This window comes from Cryptosporangium sp. NPDC051539 (assembly GCF_044454545.1).
In the GTDB taxonomy this organism is placed as follows: domain Bacteria; phylum Actinomycetota; class Actinomycetes; order Mycobacteriales; family Cryptosporangiaceae; genus Cryptosporangium.
The window spans coordinates 327807-344671 of record NZ_JBITDV010000004.1 but is presented as its reverse complement, the minus strand read 5'-3'; the positions used below and the strand labels follow the sequence as shown (position 1 = coordinate 344671).

Sequence of the window (16865 nt, the reverse complement as noted above, 5' to 3'; positions counted from 1 at the left end):
TGATGACCACTTTTCGGCGGGCGCGCAGCCACTGCTCCAAGGCAGAGACTTTCGAATGGCAACTCGTGAATCTTTCGTCACAGAAGCGAACGGGCTGAGGGGGCCGTGGTGGTCGTCGTATCGGCGGGCCCGGCCCGTCTCGCACCGGATCAGCACACCACCGAGCTCGCTCGTGTGGTGTGGAGCGCGCTGACGCGTCAGCGTCAGCAGTTGCACCAGGGGCGCCGCTGTCTGGCGACCCGTAGCCCGCTCTTGCGTGACCCGAACTCCCAGCACTGCCTGGCCTGCGACGAGCTCGCGCTCGACGCGCAGGAGCGGGTGGTGGTCGCCTGGCAGCGCCAGGCCGACCGGGAGCCCTGGACGCACGCGCGGATCGTGAGCTGCGCGCAGTCGGTCCTGGCCGATCGGGTCCGGAGCCGGCTGTCGGCTTCCGGGCTGGTCGCCCGGCCGGAGCGCTGGCTCGACCAGAAGTCGTTCCTTCCGCACGTCGATCCGTCCGGCCGGGTGCTGCTCGTCGCGCTGATCGTGAGCGTCGGCTACTACACCTGCATCCCGACGGCCGGCGGCCGGGTGCGGCTCGGTCCGGCCGTCGTCAGTCCGCTGGTGGACGGGGTGCGGCGCGGCGCGTTCGCATCGGCCCTGACCCGGGCCTGGCCGGAGCCGGAGGACGAGCCCGACCTCGGGGCGGCCGCGGGGCACCTGGCCGCGGCGCTGATCGCCTGGCGGGACGCCCGCCCGGAGCAGTACGCGGCACTGGTCGGCCTGGCCGAGGCCAACCGCACGGTGCTCAGCCTGGACGTGGCCGGGCTGCGCTCGGACGTCGAGTTCACTCACCTGGCCGGGGGGCCGGCGAGCGACGACGTCGCTGAGGTCGTGATCGAACAGCGGGGGCGGTGGGTCGTGGGAACCGAGCACGTCGCGGCGGCCACGTCGCTTCTCCGGCGGTTCGTCGCGCGCGTGGAGGAACTCGTGCGCGACGGGGTGTCGGCGCCGGGCGAATTGCGGATGCTGCTGGTCGAGGAGGCGGAGAAGCTCGCCTCCGAGGGAGACGGCCCGGCCTGGCTCTGGCAGCTACGCGAGCGCCCGGCGGTGGTCACCGCCCTAATAGACCGCGCCGCCGACCTGCTGTAGGTGGGCAGCCCGCTCCAGGTCAGAGCCGGGCGGCTTCGCCGCGTTTCGGGGAGGGCTCAGCCGAAGTAGAACGTGGCGGCTCGGGCGTCTTGCGGCTCGGTGGGCGACTCCGCGGGCGGGGCCGGTGGAGGAGCGGTCAGCGCGGGCCCGGCGTAGGTGCGGAACACCCTGAGCACCGACCACAGCGTGTGATCGCAGCGCGCGTAGAGCCCGCCGCGGTATCGCACCATGCCGACGTGCTGCAGCGGGCCGAGCGCGCTGCGCACCGTGGACTCCGGGAGATCGAGCTCGTTCGCGCCGGCGTCGGCACAGAACAGCCCGCCGTGCGCGGGCGCGGTCCGGTCGATCCAGAGTGCGATCCGCACCCGGTCGGCGTCCCCGAAGACCTCGGCGAACGCCTGCTCCGGCGCCTCCGGCGCGTGGACGCCCCAGAGCGCACCCGTGGCGTGTGTCCCCGTCATCGTCATCGGACCGCTCCTTCCCTCGTGATCGGGCCTCTCCACGAAAGCATATAAAAACGACTAAAAGCAGTCTTAACGTTAGGTGTTTCGATCCAGAAGTCGAGGTCCCGGTTTCGCTGGTAAATCCGCGGGACAAAAGCTCATCCCCCGGACATCTAGGTGTTACATACGGTGCCGTTTCCTACTGGCGCGGACGGGCCATGATGGGGACCGTCAGTGACGACTCAGGAGGAACGGCGTAGTGACGACAGTGCGCGAAGCAGGGGAACCGGCGGCACCGACCGCAGACGAGGTCAGCGTCTGGGAGGACGATCCCGGAGCGCCGCCCTCGACCAGGACCCCGGTCTTACGTGCCCGGCCACCGTTACGGACCGCACCGCTCGCCATCGACGTCGCCGGCGGCATCCCGACGGATCCCGAGGGCGTGGTGCGGTACTGGACCGCGGCCGAAGCGCTCGGCCGCACGGTCGCGCTCTACGCTCCGCTGTTCCCGGCCGGTTCGTTCCCGGACGGCGCGGTCTGGAACCCGGCCGTCGGCGACACGCTGACCGCCGATCTCGAGGCCGGCACCGACCTCAACGCGTACTACGACCGGCAGGGCCTCTCGTTCTTCCGGCAGCACGTCTCCGGGGTGACGGTCTGGTCGGGCGAGAGCCCCGACATCGTCAGCCACGAGACCGGCCACGCCGTGCTGGACGCGCTCTGCCCCTGGATGTGGGACGCCGCCAGCGCCGAGATCGCGGCCTTCCACGAGTCGTTCGGCGACATGACCGCGGTGCTCTCGGGCCTGCGTCTGGCCACGCTGCGTGAGCAGGTGATCGGTGAGACCGGCGGCGAGCTCTCCCGCTCGTCGCGGTTGTCCCGGCTGGCCGAGCAACTCGGCTGGGCGGTCCGGCAGCTCGCGCCGACCTCCGCCGACCCGGACTGCCTGCGCAACGCGTCCAACGAGCTGTTCTACCGCGATCCGGTGTCGCTCCCGCCGAGCGCGCCGGCCAGCCAGCTCTCCAGCGAGCCGCACTCGTTCTCCCGGGTGTTCACCGGCGCGTTCCTCCGGTCGCTGGCCGGCATGGTGCACACGGTCGCCGGTGGGGCTCCGGTGGACGACGCGGCCCTGCGCACGGCCGGTGACGACGCCGCGACGCTGCTGGTCACGGCCGTGATCGGTACCGCCGCGGTGCCCGCGTTCTACGCGCAGGTCGCCGCGCACCTGATCGAGGCCGACCAGGAGAAGTTCGCCGGTCGGTACACCGAGGCGCTGCAGGCGGCGTTCGTCCGGCACGGGATCCTGTCGCCGGGGTCGGCCGAGGCGCTGTCCGAGGGCGGGGACTCCCCGGAGCAGAAGCCGCCCGGCAGGCAGATGACGGCCGGCGTGCCCCGGACACGGACCGCGACGACGTCCGCGGTCGAGGTGCCGGGCCGCCAGTACGGGCTCGCGGACGTCCTCACGGTGCGGGCGCCGATCGAGGCGCCACGGTTCTCGGTCGCGTCGGCCGCGCCGTCGCGTGGCGAGCTCGAGCCGACCGCGGGCGAGGACGTCGCGGCCGCGTTCGTCGAGGATCTGTTCCGCCAGGGCCGGGTCGCGGTGCCGCGCGAGCTCCGGCGCGGGTTCTCGCCGGCGGCGGCCGTGGACACCACGCTGCGGACCCACACCGTCGCCGACAACGGCCACGGCCTGGAGCTGCGCCGTCGAGTTTTCGACTGAGAGTTTCGCCCCGGCCCGGTTCTTTCCGGGCCGGGGCGAGTTACCGTCAAGTGCGACGGGTAAGTCCGTAGCGGCACCCGCCGACGTTCGGGAGGCAGAAATGTCCGCTGCACGCCAGACCTTAGATGCTGCCGAGCAAGCGAAGTTCTTCGCCGACCTGATCGCGCGGGGCGAGATCGTCGAGGCCGACGAGATCGAGCGCGAGCACCGCGCGAAGACGGAAACGAAGACGGAAACCGGGCCCGACAGCGACGAACCGCTGCCGCCGGGCGTCACGCACGAGATCGTGCGGAACGAGACCGACCAGGAGCCGGTCGTGAAGCGGCGGCGCTACTCCGCGTTCTGAGTCGGCATCGCCGGCCCGCGCCGGCCGCACGGCCCGGCCCGGCCGGTGTGAGATCCAGTTTGCGCCCGTGAAATACGCGCGAACCGGTCGCGAAACCCGCCCTGGCGACGCTCGACTGCATGAGCAGCCACCTGGTGGTCGTCGGCCACGGCATGGTCGGCCAGCGAATGGTCGAAGCGGTCACCGATCGCGATCGGGACGGTCAGTGGCGCGTCACCGTCCTCGGTGAGGAGACGCACCCGGCGTACGACCGGGTCGCGCTCTCCCGCTATCTCACCGATCCCGGCGCCGCGCTCGGTCTGGTGCCCGACGGCTGGTACGACGGCGGCCGGCGGGCGTGTCACCTGGGTGATGCCGCCGTCCACGTCGACCGGGAGAACCGGGTCGTCCGCACGGCGTCCGGCCGGGAACTGACCTACGACGCGCTGGTGCTGGCCACCGGCTCCCGCCCGTTCGTCCCGCCGGTGCCCGGCGCCGGACTGGCCGGCTGCCACGTCTACCGCACGCTCGACGACCTCGACCGCATCCGGGCCGAGGCCGCCGCGTTGCCCGGCGACCGCGCCGCGATCGTCGTCGGCGGCGGTCTGCTCGGTCTGGAGGCCGCCGGCGGCCTCCGCGACCTCGGCGTTCCCGTCCACGTGGTCGAGTTCGCGCCCCACCTGATGCCCCAGCAGGTCGACCCGGGCGGCGGTGAGGCCCTCCGCCGGCTGGTCGAGCAGCTCGGCGTCCGGGTGCATGCCGGCGTCGGTACCGCGTCCCTTCAGGCGGACGACACTGAGCGCGTCGTTTCGGCCACGCTGACCGACGGTTCGGTCCTGGACGCCGGACTCGTCGTGTTCGCGGCGGGCATCCGGCCGCAGGACGAGCTCGCGCGTACCGCCGGGCTGTCCGTGGGCGTCCGGGGCGGGGTACTCGTCGACGGGTCGTGCCGCACCGACGACCCGGCGATCTGGGCCGTCGGGGAGTGCGCCGCGGTCGACGGCGTGGTCTACGGCCTGGTCGCGCCGGGCTACGCGATGGCCGAGGTCGTCGCCGATCGGCTGCTCGGCGGCACCGCGTCGCTGGCCGCACCGGACCTGTCGACGAAGCTTAAGCTGCTCGGCGTCGAGGTGGCGAGTTTCGGAGCGACACAGGGCCCGCTGGACGTGGTTTTCTCCGACCCGGTCGCCGGGCTCTACAAGAAGCTCGTGATCTCCGACGACGCCCGCACGCTCCTGGGCGGGGTCCTGGTGGGCGACGCGTCGGCGTACGCGGGGCTGCGTCCGCTGATCGGCCGCGCGTTGCCGGCGACGCCGGAGACGCTGCTGTTCGGGGACGTCTCGCTCTCGGACGACGCCCAGGTCTGCACCTGCAACGCGGTGACCAAGAAGGACATCGTCACCGCGATCACGTCCGAGGGCGCCACCGACGTCCCGGCGATCAAAGCGTGTACCCGGGCCGGTACCAGCTGCGGCTCCTGCCTGCCGATGCTCAAGACGCTGCTGGACGAGTGCGGAGTGCACGTCAGCACCGCCCTGTGCGAGCACTTCGCGTACTCGCGGGCGGAACTCTTCGACGTCGTCAGGGAAACCGGCCTGCGGACGTTCTCCGGGCTGATCGCCGCGCACGGCACCGGGCGGGGTTGCGACATCTGCAAGCCGGTCGTCGCCTCGATCCTGGCCGGTCTCGGAAGCGGCTACATCCTCGACGGCGAGCAGGCCGCGCTGCAGGACACCAATGATCACGCGCTGGCGAACCTCCAGCGCAACGGCACCTATTCGGTCGTACCGCGGATCCCCGGCGGCGAGATCACGCCGGAGCGGCTGATCGTGATCGGCGAGGTCGCCCGCGACTTCAACCTCTACACGAAGATCACCGGCGGCCAGCGGATCGACCTGTTCGGCGCCCGGCTCGACCAGCTCCCGGCGATCTGGCAGCGGCTGATCGACGCCGGGTTCGAGTCCGGGCACGCGTACGGCAAGGCGCTGCGCACGGTGAAGTCCTGCGTGGGGGAGACGTGGTGCCGGTACGGCGTCCAGGACTCGGTCGGGCTCGCCATCGACCTGGAGCTGCGCTACCGGGGCTTGCGTGCCCCGCACAAGGTCAAGATGGCGGTCTCCGGCTGCGCCCGGGAGTGCGCCGAAGCCCGCAGCAAGGACATCGGCGTCATCGCGACCGAGACCGGCTGGAACCTCTACGTCGCCGGCAACGGCGGGTTCCGCCCCCGGCACGCCGATCTTTTCGCCAGCGATCTCGACACCGAAACGCTTCTGACATACATCGACCGGATTCTGATGTTCTACATCCGGACCGGCGAGCGTCTCCAGCGCACGGCGGCCTGGCTGGAGGGCCTGGACGGCGGACTGGACTACCTCCGGTCGGTCGTCTGCGACGACGTGCTCGGCATCGGTCCTGACCTGGACGCCTCGATGGCCGCACACGTCGAGAACTACTCCGACGAGTGGGCCGACACGCTGGCCGATCCGGAGCGCCTGGCCCGGTTCGTCCCGTTCATCAACGCCCCTGGTGTGACCGATTCGAGCATCGAGATCGTGTACGAGCGCGGCCAGCCGAGGCCAGCGCGTCCCGGCGAGCTCGTGGCCGGACCGACCTTGGAGGTAATGCCCCGATGACGGTGACCGTCGCGGCTCCCGCCGCACTCGACTGGCGCGCGGCCTGCCGGCTGGCCGACCTGCTGCCCGAGCGGGGCGCCTGTGCCCTGTTCGACGGCGCGCAGATCGCCCTGTTCCGGCTATGGGACGATCGGGTCTATGCGGTCGGAAATCGTGATCCGTACACCGGGGCGCAGGTGATGGCCCGGGGCCTGGTCGGCACCCGGGGCGGCCGCCGCGCGGTGGCGTCCCCGCTGCACAAGCAGGTGTTCGACCTGGCCACGGGTGAGTGCCTCTCCGACCCGGCCGTGCCCGCGCTGCCGACCTGGCCGGTCCGGGTGCGAGACGGAGTCGTCGAGGTCGAGCTGCGGCGTGGGTGAGCTCGACGGGTTCACCGTCGCGGTGACGGCCGAGCGTCGCAGGCACGAGCTGGCCGCACTGTTCGAGCGTCGGGGTGCGCGGGTCGTGATGGCCCCCGCACTGCGGATCATCTCGCTTCCCGACGACGAGATGCTGCTCGCGACCACGCGCGGGCTGCTCGAGCGTCCGCCCGATCTCGTGGTCGCCACGACCGGGATCGGGTTCCGGGGGTGGATGGAAGCGACCGAGGGCTGGGGCCTGGCCGACCCGCTGCGGGCCGTGCTGGCCGACGCGACGGTCCTGGCCCGCGGGCCCAAGGCACGCGGCGCGATCCGCGCCGCCGGGCTGACCGAGGAGTGGCACGCCGCGTCCGAGACCAGCGCCGAGGTCCTCCGATACCTGTTGGACGCCGGGGTGGACGGCAAACGGGTGGCCATTCAGCTGCACGGCGAGCCGCTCCGGGACGTGGCGTCGGCGCTCACCGCCGCCGGGGCCGAGGTCGTCGAGGTCGAGGTGTACCGGTGGGTGCCGCCGGAGGACGTGGTGCCGCTGCGGCGGTTGGTCGAGAGCATCTGCGCGGGCGCGGTCGACGCGGTCACGTTCACCAGTGCGGCGGCGGCGTCGAACCTGCTGGCGACGGCAGACGAGTGCGGCCGCGGTGAGGCCGTGGCCAAGGCATTCGGGTCCTCGGTGCTGGCGGCGTGCGTGGGGCCGGTGACCGCCTCGGTGCTCCAGCGGCGGGGGATTCCGGTGGTGAGCCCGGAACGGTACCGCCTCGGGGCGCTGGTGCGGACGGTCTCCGACGCCCTGCCGGGCCGGTGCCCGGCGTTCCGGGTCTCGGACCACGAAGTGCAGGTGCGGGGCTACGCGGTGCTCGTCGACGGGGAACTGGTGGCGGCGCCGCCGACGTCGATGGCGGTGCTGCGGTCGCTGGCGTCCCGGCCGGGGCGGGTGTTCAGCCGGGCCGAACTGCGCGAGGTGCTGCCGGCCGGCGACGCCGGTGACCACGCGGTCGAGATGGCGATCACCCGGCTGCGGGCGGCACTCGGTGGGGCCGACCTGATCGAGACCGTGATCAAGCGGGGCTACCGGCTGCGGATTTTTTCTCCGGCGGTCGTTTGAGCAACCTCGGGCGCGCTCGCGCGTCTGAACGGGTGAAGGGCCGGAAAGCGGCCCGTGACCCCGGGAGATGTTCGTGTCCCTGCCCCGACTCCGCACCCGCACGTTACTGCTGGCCTCGGCGGCGACCGTGGCACTCGTCGTGGGTGGCGGGATAGCGGCGAACGCGGCGATGACTGACGACGGGCCGTCCCCGGCGCCGTCTCCGGTGACCACCGCGACGAAGACGCCCGCGCAGGCGCCGAGCACGGCGACCGCGGCTCCGGTGCCGCCGAAGGAAGCCACGCCGGTTCCGAGGACCCCCGGCTGCACGATGGTCCCGGCCGAGAGCGCCTCGGCCGACCCGGCCGAGCCGACCGACTCCACCGTCCCGGCCGTCCCGGCCCAGAGCGCCGTCCCCGCCGCGCCGGCCGAGACCGCGCCACCGCGGACGGGCCGGAGCACGGCCCCGGCGCCCGCCCCGGCGAAGACGACCCGGCCCGCCCCGCCGAAGACGGCCCGGCCCGTTCCGGCCGAGACCGCCCCGCCGACGGACGCCCGGCCGGTTCCGGCCGAGACCGCGTCGCCGCGGGCGGTTCCTTCGCCGCCGTCGGTGAGCCCGGCGTGCGAGACGCCCGCACAGGCTCCGGCCGCACCGGCTCCGCCGGTGGACTCCACCCGGGCGCCGCAGGCTCCGTCGGTGACCCCGGCCCGGCCGGTTCCGGCCCGGTCGCGCAGCCGGGCGACCGCCCCGCAGCCGCCGCGCGCGGTTCCCGCGGCTCCCGCACGGAGCGCGACGCCCGCTCACCCGGCGCCGGTGGCGCCGAGCGCCTCGACTCGGTGAGGATGGCCTGGTGACGACGTTCCTCCTGCCCGCACCGGCACCCACCCGGCGGCGCCGGCTGGGCTGGCTGGCACGCTGGGTAGCAGGCGCCGACGCCGATCCGGTGCCCGCCGACGCCGGCTCCGAGGAGCTCTCCTGGGGTGCTCCCCGAGCCGTGCCGACGGCTCCGAGCGGCGGCGGCCAGACGCTCGTCGAGCTCTACCACCACCGGCGCCTCGCACTCGTCCGCCTGGCCGTTCTCCTGGTGGACGACCTCCCCACCGCCGAGGACGTCGTCCAGGACGCGTTCGCCGCCGCGTACCGCCGCCACGGTGCCGCGCTGTCGGGCGTCGACAATCCGGACGGCTACCTGCACCGGTCGGTGGTGAACGCGGCCCGGAGCGTCCTGCGGCGACGTAAGACGTTCCGGGCCGCACCGCCACGGGTCGAGTACCCACCCGCCACCGACGAGGGCGTGATCCTCGCCGAGGAGCACCGCGAGGTGCTGGCCGCGCTCGGCACGCTGCCGCAGCGTCAGCGTGAGGTGCTGGTGCTGCGGTACTGGTCCGACCTGTCGGAAGCCCAGATCGCCGAGACGCTGAACATCTCGCGCGGCACCGTGAAGTCGACCGCCAGCCGGGCCCTCGACACGCTGGAGAAATTGCTGGAGGCCCGGAGATGACGATCACCGACACCGAACGGAGGTTGAGCGCGGCGCTGTCCGCCCGCGCCGAATCGATCACCGCCGCGGACCTCCGCCCGCCGGCCCCGCCGACCCGCGGCCACCGCTCGCCGGCGTCGAAGACCCGCTGGCTGTTCACCGGCATGGCGCTGGCCGCCGCGTTTGCCGCGGTCGCGGTGCTGGTGCTGGTCACTCAGGTGCGCGAGAGCCCGATCCGCCCGAGCCACCAGCCGTCCGGCCGCCCGGCGGCGTCGCCCACCCCGGCGGCGTCGGAGCCGGCCAGGCCGAGCCCGTCGGAGACCAGGGGCCCCGCGGTACCCCAAAGCCCGGCCGACGCCACGCCGGCGCCCCCGTCGGCCTCGCGGGCCGGCCGGTCGCCGAGCGAGGCCGCACCCGGAGTGGACGCGTCGCCGGTAGCCCCGGTCCCGACGACCAGGGATCCGACGTCGGCCCCCGCCGCGACTCCCTCGATCGTCGGCAGCGGGCCCGCGACTAGCCGATGACCCCGAGCTCCGTACCGGTCGCGCCCGGTGTCCTGACCAGGATCCGGGTGCGATCGCCGCGGAACAGGTCGTGCGAGAACTCGAACGGCACGCCGTCGCCGTCCTTGGCCGTGCGGACGATCGACAGCAGCGGGGACCCGGCGGCGATGTCGAGCACCGATGCCTCGTCGGACCCGGCGGAGACCGCCTCGATCTGCTCCACGGCCTCGGCCGGGCGAACCCCGTAGTGCTGGTCGAGCAACTCGTACACCGAGCCGCCGAGCGGTAGCTCGAGCAGGCCGGGGAAGCGTTCGGCCGGCAGCCGGGCGTGCTCCAGCGACACCGGCGACCCGTCGGCCAGCCGGATCCGGACGACCTCGGTGACCAGGCCGCCCGGTTCGAGCTCGAGCGCGGCCGCGGTGGCGTCGTCGGCCGTTCTGATCGCCGCGCTGACCACCCGCGAACCGGCGGTGAAACCCTGCGCGCGCAACAGCGCCGGTACCCCGACCACGCTGGAGAGATCACGCTCGATCTTGGCCCGGCGCACGAACGTGCCACCGCCCCGGCCCGGTACCCGGCGCACCACGCCCGACTGTTCCAGGACGCCGAGCGCCTGCCGGAGCGTCGAGCGGCTGACCCCGAGGTCGCTGGCCAGTTCGCGCTCCGAGCCCAGCCGTTGTCCCGGCTCGAGCGACCCGGACGTGATCAGCTCCAGCATCCGGCTGCGGGCCGCCTCGACCGCCGTGCCGTCGGTCACGCGGTGACGATGGCTTCGAGCGTCTCCGGCAGAGTCTGCCCGCCGTCGACGACGATCGTCTGACCGGTGATGTACGCGGCCTCGTCGGTGGCCAGGAACAGGCACGCGCTGCCGATCTCCTCGACCGCACCCAGCCGGCCCAGCGGGATCGACGCCTCCATCGTGCGCAGGTAGTCCTCGCCCAGGTCGGTGAGGCCCTCGGTGAGCACGTTGCCGGGCAGCACCGCGTTGACGGTGATCTTCGCCGGTGCCAGCTCGAGCGCGGCCGTCCGCAGGAACCCCAGCTGGGCGGCCTTGCTCGCGCCGTAGTGCGACCAGCCCGGGTAGCCGGTGATCGGCCCGGTGATCGACGAGGTGAGGATGACCCGCCCGTGCCCGGACGCGGCCAGTGCGGCCGTGCACGCCTGCACGGCGAAGATCGTGCCCTTGACGTTCGTGCCGAAGACCTCGTCGACGTCGGCCTCGGTCAGGTCGGCGAGCTTGCGGTCGGGAAAGATCCCGGCGTTCGCACACAGCACGTCGATGCCCCCGTGCCGCTCGACCGCGGCCTCGGCCACCGCCCGGCAACCCTCCACCGTCGCGATGTCGGCGGCGAACGCCGAGCCGCCGATCTCGTCCGCGGCCGCCTGGGCGACCGCGAGGTCGCGACCCACGATCAGCACCGACGCCCCGGCGCCGGCGAACACCCGCGCGATGCCTTTGCCGATGCCCCGGGAGCCCCCGGTGACGATCACCGATCGCCCGGCCAGTGATGTGAACATTCGGTCCCCTCAGGTGTGGGTGGAGAGGTACTGCTCGGCCAGTGCGCAGGAGCCCGCGGTGTAACCCGCGCCCAGCGACGCGGCGATGTCCACGGCCGGGTGCGAACCGATCCAAGCGGTCAGCAACAGGCGACGGAACAGGACGAACGTCCAGATCTCGGCTTCGTCCGCGGCCGGCAGGTCGGCGACCGACCGGTATCCGCGGACCCAGGCGTCGATGACCTCCGGAACCTCCGGCAGATGCTCGAAGAAGCTCAGCGCGGCGCCGAGGTCGTAGAGGTACCAGCCGAACCCGCAGTCGTCGAAGTCGATGACGCTGACCCCGTCGTCCACGAGCAGGTTCGCCAGCCGCAGGTCGGCGTGGATGAGCCCGTACCGCTCCGGGCCGGAGCCGTACCGGCGCAGCCGCTCGCGCAGCGTCGTCTCCAGACGTTCCAGCACCGACCGTTCGGCGGGCCCGACACCGGGCGCGAGCCGCCAGTCGCCCCAGCGGCCCGGGGCGCCGTCGGCGCCGAACGCGGCGGGCGTGTCCCAGTGGAATCGGACGAACCCCGGCGGACGGGTCCACGCCCGGGCGTGCCGGTGCATCCGCGCGGTGAGCGCACCGAGCGGCTCGAAGTCGGTGACCAGATCGTCCTCGCGCGGCTCCCGGCCGGGCAGGAACTCGAACAGGACGCAGTCGCGGTCGGGGCCGCCGGACGGGTCGGGGACCGTCACCACCCGGGAGCCGTCCGCGGCCGGGATGACCCGCGGTGTCCGCACACCGGCCTCCGTGCGCAGCGCGTCCAGCCAGGCCAGCTCGGACGGGATCGCGCCGGGCGGGTGGTAGTCGAGCCGATGTACCCGCAGCACGGTCTGCGACGCCCCCGGACCGTGCACCAGGTAGGTCTCGTTCTCCGAGACGTTCAGGAGCTCGGCGGACGCCGTCAGCCCGTATCGCGCGAGAGCCGCCTCCGCGATCACCGGGTGTCCTCCCTCGACAGCCGGATCGCCGTCCGCGTCCGGTCCAGGATCTCGGCCGCGAGCGAGGGGGTGACGAGCAGGCCGGGCTTGTACTGCAGCACCCGCGGGTCGAGCGTGGAGAAGATCGCCCAGACGCCTTCCCGGTAGAGCCGCCGCATCACGTACTTGGCGCCCTCGCGGTGCGCGAATTCCAGCCCGATGACCACGCCGTCCTTGCGGATGCCGACCAGCCAGTCGGGGAACTCGGCCCGGATCGAGGCCAGGCCCTCGGCGAAGATGCCGCTCAGCGCCTCGACGTTGTCCCTGGTCTCGGCGCGGAGCGTGAGGTCCAGAGTGGTCAGCGCGGCCACGCATCCGAGCTCGGCGCCGCCGAACGTCGAGATGTGGCCGAAGCCGTCCTCGTCCAGCCAGGCCGCGGCCCGGTCGCTCGCCAGCACCGCGGTGATCGGGTACACGCCGCCGGACAGCCCCTTGCCGGTGACGAGCAGGTCCGGGTCGACGTTGTGCTTGGTGATGCCCCAGAGCGAGCCGGTGCGTCCCAGGCCGGTCTGCACCTCGTCGGCGATGTAGAGCGTGCCGTGGTCCTCGCAGAGCCGCTTGACCGCGGCCAGGTAGCCCGGGGCCGGCATCGGGAAGCCGTAGGTGGCCGGGATCGTCTCCATGATCACCGCGGCGACGTCGTCGCCGCGCAGCGCGTCGGCCATCGCACCGAGGTCGTTGAACTCGACGTGCGGGAAGTCGGCCGGGGAGTCGGAGAGGAACATCCGGGAGAAACGGTCGTCGCCGGTGCCGACGGCGAGCCCGGTGTGCCCGTGGTAGGCCTTGACGATCGAGACGATCTTGCGCCGTTTGGTGGCGTGCCGGGCCGACTTGATCGCGATGTCGATCGCCTCGCCGCCACCGCTGCCGTAGACGACCTTGGTCAGGCCGGCCGGGGCCGTCCGCACCAGCGCCTCGGCCAGCGCGGTACGGGCCATCGACGGGAAGTGGTGGTTGCCGACGTCGAACCGATCCATCGCGTTCCGGACCGCGGCGACCACGTCGGGATTGCGGTGACCGAGGTTGTAGGTCCCGCCGTTGAGATGGACGTCGATCAGCGTGTGCCCGCTGACGTCGTGCAAGTGGTAGCCCTCGCGCCGGTCGATGACCAGCGGGACGCCCTCGTCGCTCCAGAAGCGGGTCTTCCCGGGGTTCCAGTACGTCTCGGAAGCCTCGAGCATGGCGTCCTTGGACGCCCACGGGAAACCACCGCCGGCCAGCGCAGCGGCGAGCTCGGCGACTCGGTCGGTGGTCTGGTCGGGTTGAACGGTCATCTGCACGACCTTCCGCGCCGGGGCCGGTGGGGAGCGTCCCGCGCCGCTGCGGTAGAGCCAATAACTAGCCCTGGTCGGACCGATTCGTCAAATGGTTGCACCGAAACAGGACCGTAACAGGCTGGATATTGATCACTCGTTCGTACGGTGCCACGATCCCCCGTGTCGTAACGGTGAACATGTGACGCCGAACCCATTCCTCCGACTCCGGACGCGGCGCTGCGCCCTGGCGATTTCTCCATATTCCGCTGGTCTGTCAGGAAGGGCGTGGGCCCGTGAGCACGACACAGGATGCATCCGCCGAGTCGGAGGGGCTCGCACCCCACGAGGTACACCGCCTCAAACCCGGCACCATCGGCCTCTGGGCGGTGCTGTTCATCGCGCTGGCGAACGCGGCCCCGATCACCGCGATGACCGGCAACCTGCCGATCGCGGTCGGCTACGGCAACGGCATCGGCGCACCGGCCGGGTTCTTCTTCGCCACCGTGATCCTGACGATCTTCGCGATCGGCTACGTGGCCATGGCGAAGCACATCACGACCACCGGCGCGTTCTACGGCTTCATCTCGCACGGCCTGGGCAAGGTCTGGGGCATGGGCGCCGGCCTGATGGCCACGCTCGCCTACGTCGTGTTCGAGGCCTCGCTGATCGGCATCCTGGCGTCGTTCACGAAGAGCACGATCGAGACGTTCGGCGGCCCGTCGATCAGCTGGATCGTGTACGCGCTGATCGGCATCGCGATCATCGCCGCGCTGGGCTACTTCGAGATCTCGATCTCCGGCAAGATCCTCGGCGTCTTCCTGGTCGCCGAGGTGATCATCCTGGCGGCGCTGGGCATCGCGATCCTGGTGCGCGGCGGCGGCCCGAGCGGCATCGAGGCCGGCGCGCTCAACCCGGTGAACGCGTTCGGCGCGGTGGCCAGCGACCCGAAGGCGGCGATCACCGGTAGCGCCGCGATCGGCCTGTTCTTCGCGTTCTGGTCCTGGGTCGGCTTCGAGACCACCCCGGTCTACGGCGAGGAGTCGAAGAACCCGAAGAAGATCATTCCCCGGGCGACGATGATCGCGGTCATCGGGCTCGGCCTCTTCTACACGTTCGTGTCCTGGATGGCGATCGCCGGCAACGGCCTCGACCAGGCGGTCGCGATCTCCCGCGGCAGCACCGGCAACGCGTTCGACCTCTTCTACGGCATCACCGACCGGTTCCTGGCCGGCTGGGTCAAGGACGTCTACGAGGTCCTGGTCGTCACCGGTTCGTTCGCGTGTGCGCTGGCGTTCCACAACGCGGCGTCCCGGTATCTGTACGCGCTCGGCCGCGACGGCGTCGTGGACGGGCTGAAGCGGACGCTCGGTGCGACGCACGGGAAGCACGGCTCGCCGCACATCGCGTCGATCACCCAGAGCGTCATCACGGTCCTGATCACGCTCGGCTTCTTCTTCCTGCAGAAGCCGACGGACGCCGCGCCGGACGTCGCGTACATCCACCAGTACGGCCTGATGGCGATCATGGGCACGATGGCGCTGCTGATCGTCCAGTCGATCTGCTCGGTCGCGGTGATCTGGTACTTCCACGTGCGCAAGAAGCACCCGGAGACCGCGAGCTGGTGGCGCACGTTCCTGGCCCCGCTGATCGGTGCGATCGGCATGCTCTACGTCGTCTACCTGCTGTTCAGCAACATCGACTTCGCGGCCGGCGCGGCCGCGGGCAGCCCGGTGTTCAAGGCGATGCCGTACATCGTGCTGGGCGTCGGCCTGGCCGGCGTGATCGGCGCGCTGATCCTGAAATCGCGCAGTCCGGAGCGCTACGACCGGATCGGTGCCACCGTGATGGCAGAGTCGCACGAACGCTGATGTGTGAGGCCTGGTCCGGTGCGCGCCGGACCAGGCCCTCGCGCCAGGAGGCCCGGTGGACTACCAGCCCGATCCCGACGTCGATCCCGCCCGGCTCGTCTACACGTTCGGCGGTGTCGCCCCGGTGGCGTCGCTCCGGCCGGGGACCGTCCTCACGACGTGGACACGAGACTGCTTCGCGGGTGTCGTCCGCTCGCTGGACGACCGCAGCTCCGAGCTGTGCGACCCGCGCTACCTCAACCCGCAGACCGGCCCGTTCCACATCGAGGGCGCGGAGCCCGGCGACACGCTCGCCGTGCACTTCATCTCGATCGAGCCGCGGGAGACCTGGGGCGTGAGCACCACGGTCCCGTTCTTCGGGGCGCTCACCGCCACACCGGTCACCCCGCTGCTGCACCAGGCGCTTCCCGAGCGCACCTGGATCTACGACCTCGACCCGGTCGCCCGGACCGTCCGCTACCAGGCGCTGGACTCGAACTTCACGGTCGACCTCCCGCTCGACCCGATGCACGGGACGGTCGGCGTGGCCCCGGCGCTGGGCGAGGTCCGCAACTCGCTCGCGCCGGGCGACTGGGGCGGCAACATGGACACGCCGGAGATGCGGGCCGGGGTCACCTGCTACCTGCCGGTGAACGTGGAAGGCGCGCTGTTCAGCTTCGGCGACGGCCACGCCAGGCAGGGCGAGGGCGAGACCTGCGGGGTCGCGGTCGAGACCGCGATGGACACCGCCCTGGTCGTGGACGTGATCAAGGGCCGGCCGTGCCGGTGGCCCCGGATCGAGAGCGACGACTTCCTGATCACCACCGGGTCGACCAAGCCGCTCGAGGACGCGTTCCGGATCGCCCACTCCGAGCTGGTCGGCTGGGTGGCCGCCGAAACCGGCCTGTCGGTACTGGACGCTTATCAACTGGTGTCCCAGGCCACGCTGACGCCGGTCGCGAACGTCGTCGACACGGTTTACACGATGACCGCGAAGATGCCGAAGTCGGCGCTCCCGGGGGTGACCGCGATGGGCGGCGTCCACGCCCGGCTGCGCGAGATCGGCGCCGGCTGGCGCGCGACGCGATGAACCTGATCGGGCCCGAGACGATCGGGCCGGACCTCGACACCGCGCTGCTGCTCTGTGCCTCCGCGCTGGCCACCGCGAAGGGGATCGGGGCCCTGGTCTCGGTCGCGGTCGTCGACGGCGGCGGCAACCTCGTCGCGTTCGTCCGGATGGACGGCGCCGAGATCGCCGGTCCGACGCTCGCCGTCGACAAGGCCTACACCGCGGTGGCCCACCGGGTCGCGACCGACGTGCTCGGCGCACTGGCGGGGCCCGGCGGCCCGCTGCAGGGACTGGCGTCGGCCGCGGGCGGCCGGTACATCTGCTTCGGCGGCGGTAAACCACTCTGGGCCGAGGGACGTGTAGTCGGTGGGGTCGGAGTCAGCGGCGGAACGGTCGAACAGGACATCGCGTGCGTTAATGCGGCATCCGACCGATGGCCCTACGCCCCTCCAGTGGATTCCGCATCATGAGGACATGGGCTGAACGGCGGACTATCC

At 72.1% G+C, this 16865-nt stretch carries 17 protein-coding genes; 12 read left to right on the top strand and 5 right to left on the bottom strand.

Going from position 1 to position 16865, the window contains the following annotated elements; translation table 11 throughout:
- The first annotated feature begins 105 nt into the window (after positions 1-105).
- A complete protein-coding gene (locus ACIBZJ_RS15230) occupies positions 106-1131 on the top strand; it encodes a hypothetical protein (protein WP_395929715.1) in 1026 nt (341 codons plus the stop codon).
- A gap of 56 nt (positions 1132-1187) precedes the next feature.
- On the opposite strand, the gene ACIBZJ_RS15225 is transcribed toward ACIBZJ_RS15230, so the two are convergent.
- Positions 1188-1598 carry a hypothetical protein gene (locus ACIBZJ_RS15225; RefSeq protein WP_395929713.1) on the bottom strand — a complete coding sequence of 137 codons (411 nt, stop codon included), beginning with the start codon at positions 1596-1598 and terminating at the stop codon, positions 1188-1190.
- A 235-nt stretch (positions 1599-1833) separates the two neighbouring features.
- Here ACIBZJ_RS15225 and ACIBZJ_RS15220 point away from each other — a divergent pair, with 235 nt between their 5' ends.
- The 8 genes from ACIBZJ_RS15220 (at position 1834) to ACIBZJ_RS15185 (ending at position 9697) form a co-directional block, all read left to right on the top strand.
- On the top strand, positions 1834-3294 hold the full coding sequence (locus ACIBZJ_RS15220) for a hypothetical protein (RefSeq protein WP_395929711.1): 1461 nt from the start codon (positions 1834-1836) through the stop codon (positions 3292-3294).
- A gap of 100 nt (positions 3295-3394) precedes the next feature.
- Complete coding sequence (locus ACIBZJ_RS15215) at positions 3395-3640, top strand: hypothetical protein (protein WP_395929709.1); 246 nt, start codon at positions 3395-3397, stop codon at positions 3638-3640.
- Between the two features lie 119 nt (positions 3641-3759).
- Positions 3760-6252: a nitrite reductase large subunit NirB gene (gene nirB / locus ACIBZJ_RS15210; RefSeq protein ID WP_395929707.1), complete on the top strand. Its 2493-nt coding sequence runs from the start codon at positions 3760-3762 to the stop codon at positions 6250-6252.
- Positions 6249-6611: a nitrite reductase small subunit NirD gene (nirD, locus tag ACIBZJ_RS15205; protein WP_395929705.1), complete on the top strand. Its 363-nt coding sequence runs from the start codon at positions 6249-6251 to the stop codon at positions 6609-6611. Before nirB ends, nirD begins: the two co-directional genes overlap by 4 nt.
- A complete protein-coding gene (locus tag ACIBZJ_RS15200; RefSeq protein ID WP_395929703.1) occupies positions 6604-7713 on the top strand; it encodes a uroporphyrinogen-III synthase in 1110 nt (369 codons plus the stop codon). The genes nirD and ACIBZJ_RS15200 overlap by 8 nt, the downstream gene beginning before the upstream one ends.
- Before the next feature lie 73 nt (positions 7714-7786).
- On the top strand, positions 7787-8533 hold the full coding sequence (locus ACIBZJ_RS15195; RefSeq protein WP_395929701.1) for a hypothetical protein: 747 nt from the start codon (positions 7787-7789) through the stop codon (positions 8531-8533).
- Positions 8534-8540: 7 nt separating this feature from the next.
- A complete protein-coding gene (locus ACIBZJ_RS15190) occupies positions 8541-9194 on the top strand; it encodes an RNA polymerase sigma factor (RefSeq protein WP_395930240.1) in 654 nt (217 codons plus the stop codon).
- Entirely contained in the window at positions 9191-9697 is a 507-nt protein-coding gene (locus ACIBZJ_RS15185) for a hypothetical protein (protein WP_395929699.1), read from the top strand. Before ACIBZJ_RS15190 ends, ACIBZJ_RS15185 begins: the two co-directional genes overlap by 4 nt.
- Here the strand turns inward: ACIBZJ_RS15185 and ACIBZJ_RS15180 are convergent.
- Genes ACIBZJ_RS15180 through ACIBZJ_RS15165 form a run of 4 tightly spaced genes read right to left on the bottom strand, consistent with a single transcriptional unit; the run spans position 9687 to position 13377 of the window.
- Positions 9687-10433, bottom strand: a complete 747-nt coding sequence (locus tag ACIBZJ_RS15180; protein ID WP_395929697.1) for a GntR family transcriptional regulator — start codon at positions 10431-10433, stop codon at positions 9687-9689. The genes ACIBZJ_RS15185 and ACIBZJ_RS15180 overlap by 11 nt on opposite strands.
- Entirely contained in the window at positions 10430-11194 is a 765-nt protein-coding gene (gene fabG, locus ACIBZJ_RS15175; protein ID WP_395929695.1) for a 3-oxoacyl-ACP reductase FabG, read from the bottom strand. Before fabG ends, ACIBZJ_RS15180 begins: the two co-directional genes overlap by 4 nt.
- A gap of 9 nt (positions 11195-11203) precedes the next feature.
- Entirely contained in the window at positions 11204-12157 is a 954-nt protein-coding gene (locus ACIBZJ_RS15170) for a phosphotransferase enzyme family protein (RefSeq protein ID WP_395929693.1), read from the bottom strand.
- Positions 12154-13377, bottom strand: coding sequence for an aspartate aminotransferase family protein (locus ACIBZJ_RS15165; protein ID WP_395930238.1), 1224 nt, complete (start codon positions 13375-13377; stop codon positions 12154-12156). The genes ACIBZJ_RS15170 and ACIBZJ_RS15165 overlap by 4 nt, the downstream gene beginning before the upstream one ends.
- 368 nt (positions 13378-13745) lie before the next feature.
- Between ACIBZJ_RS15165 and ACIBZJ_RS15160 the strand changes: the two genes are divergently transcribed.
- The 3 genes from ACIBZJ_RS15160 to ACIBZJ_RS15150 are packed head-to-tail and all read left to right on the top strand — an operon-like array spanning position 13746 to position 16838.
- The gene (locus tag ACIBZJ_RS15160; protein ID WP_395929691.1) at positions 13746-15320 is read left to right on the top strand and encodes an APC family permease; all 1575 of its coding nucleotides are present in this window, start codon (positions 13746-13748) and stop codon (positions 15318-15320) included.
- A 55-nt stretch (positions 15321-15375) separates the two neighbouring features.
- Entirely contained in the window at positions 15376-16389 is a 1014-nt protein-coding gene (locus ACIBZJ_RS15155; RefSeq protein ID WP_395929689.1) for an acetamidase/formamidase family protein, read from the top strand.
- Complete coding sequence (locus ACIBZJ_RS15150) at positions 16386-16838, top strand: heme-binding protein (protein ID WP_395929687.1); 453 nt, start codon at positions 16386-16388, stop codon at positions 16836-16838. The genes ACIBZJ_RS15155 and ACIBZJ_RS15150 overlap by 4 nt, the downstream gene beginning before the upstream one ends.
- Positions 16839-16865 lie beyond the last annotated feature (27 nt).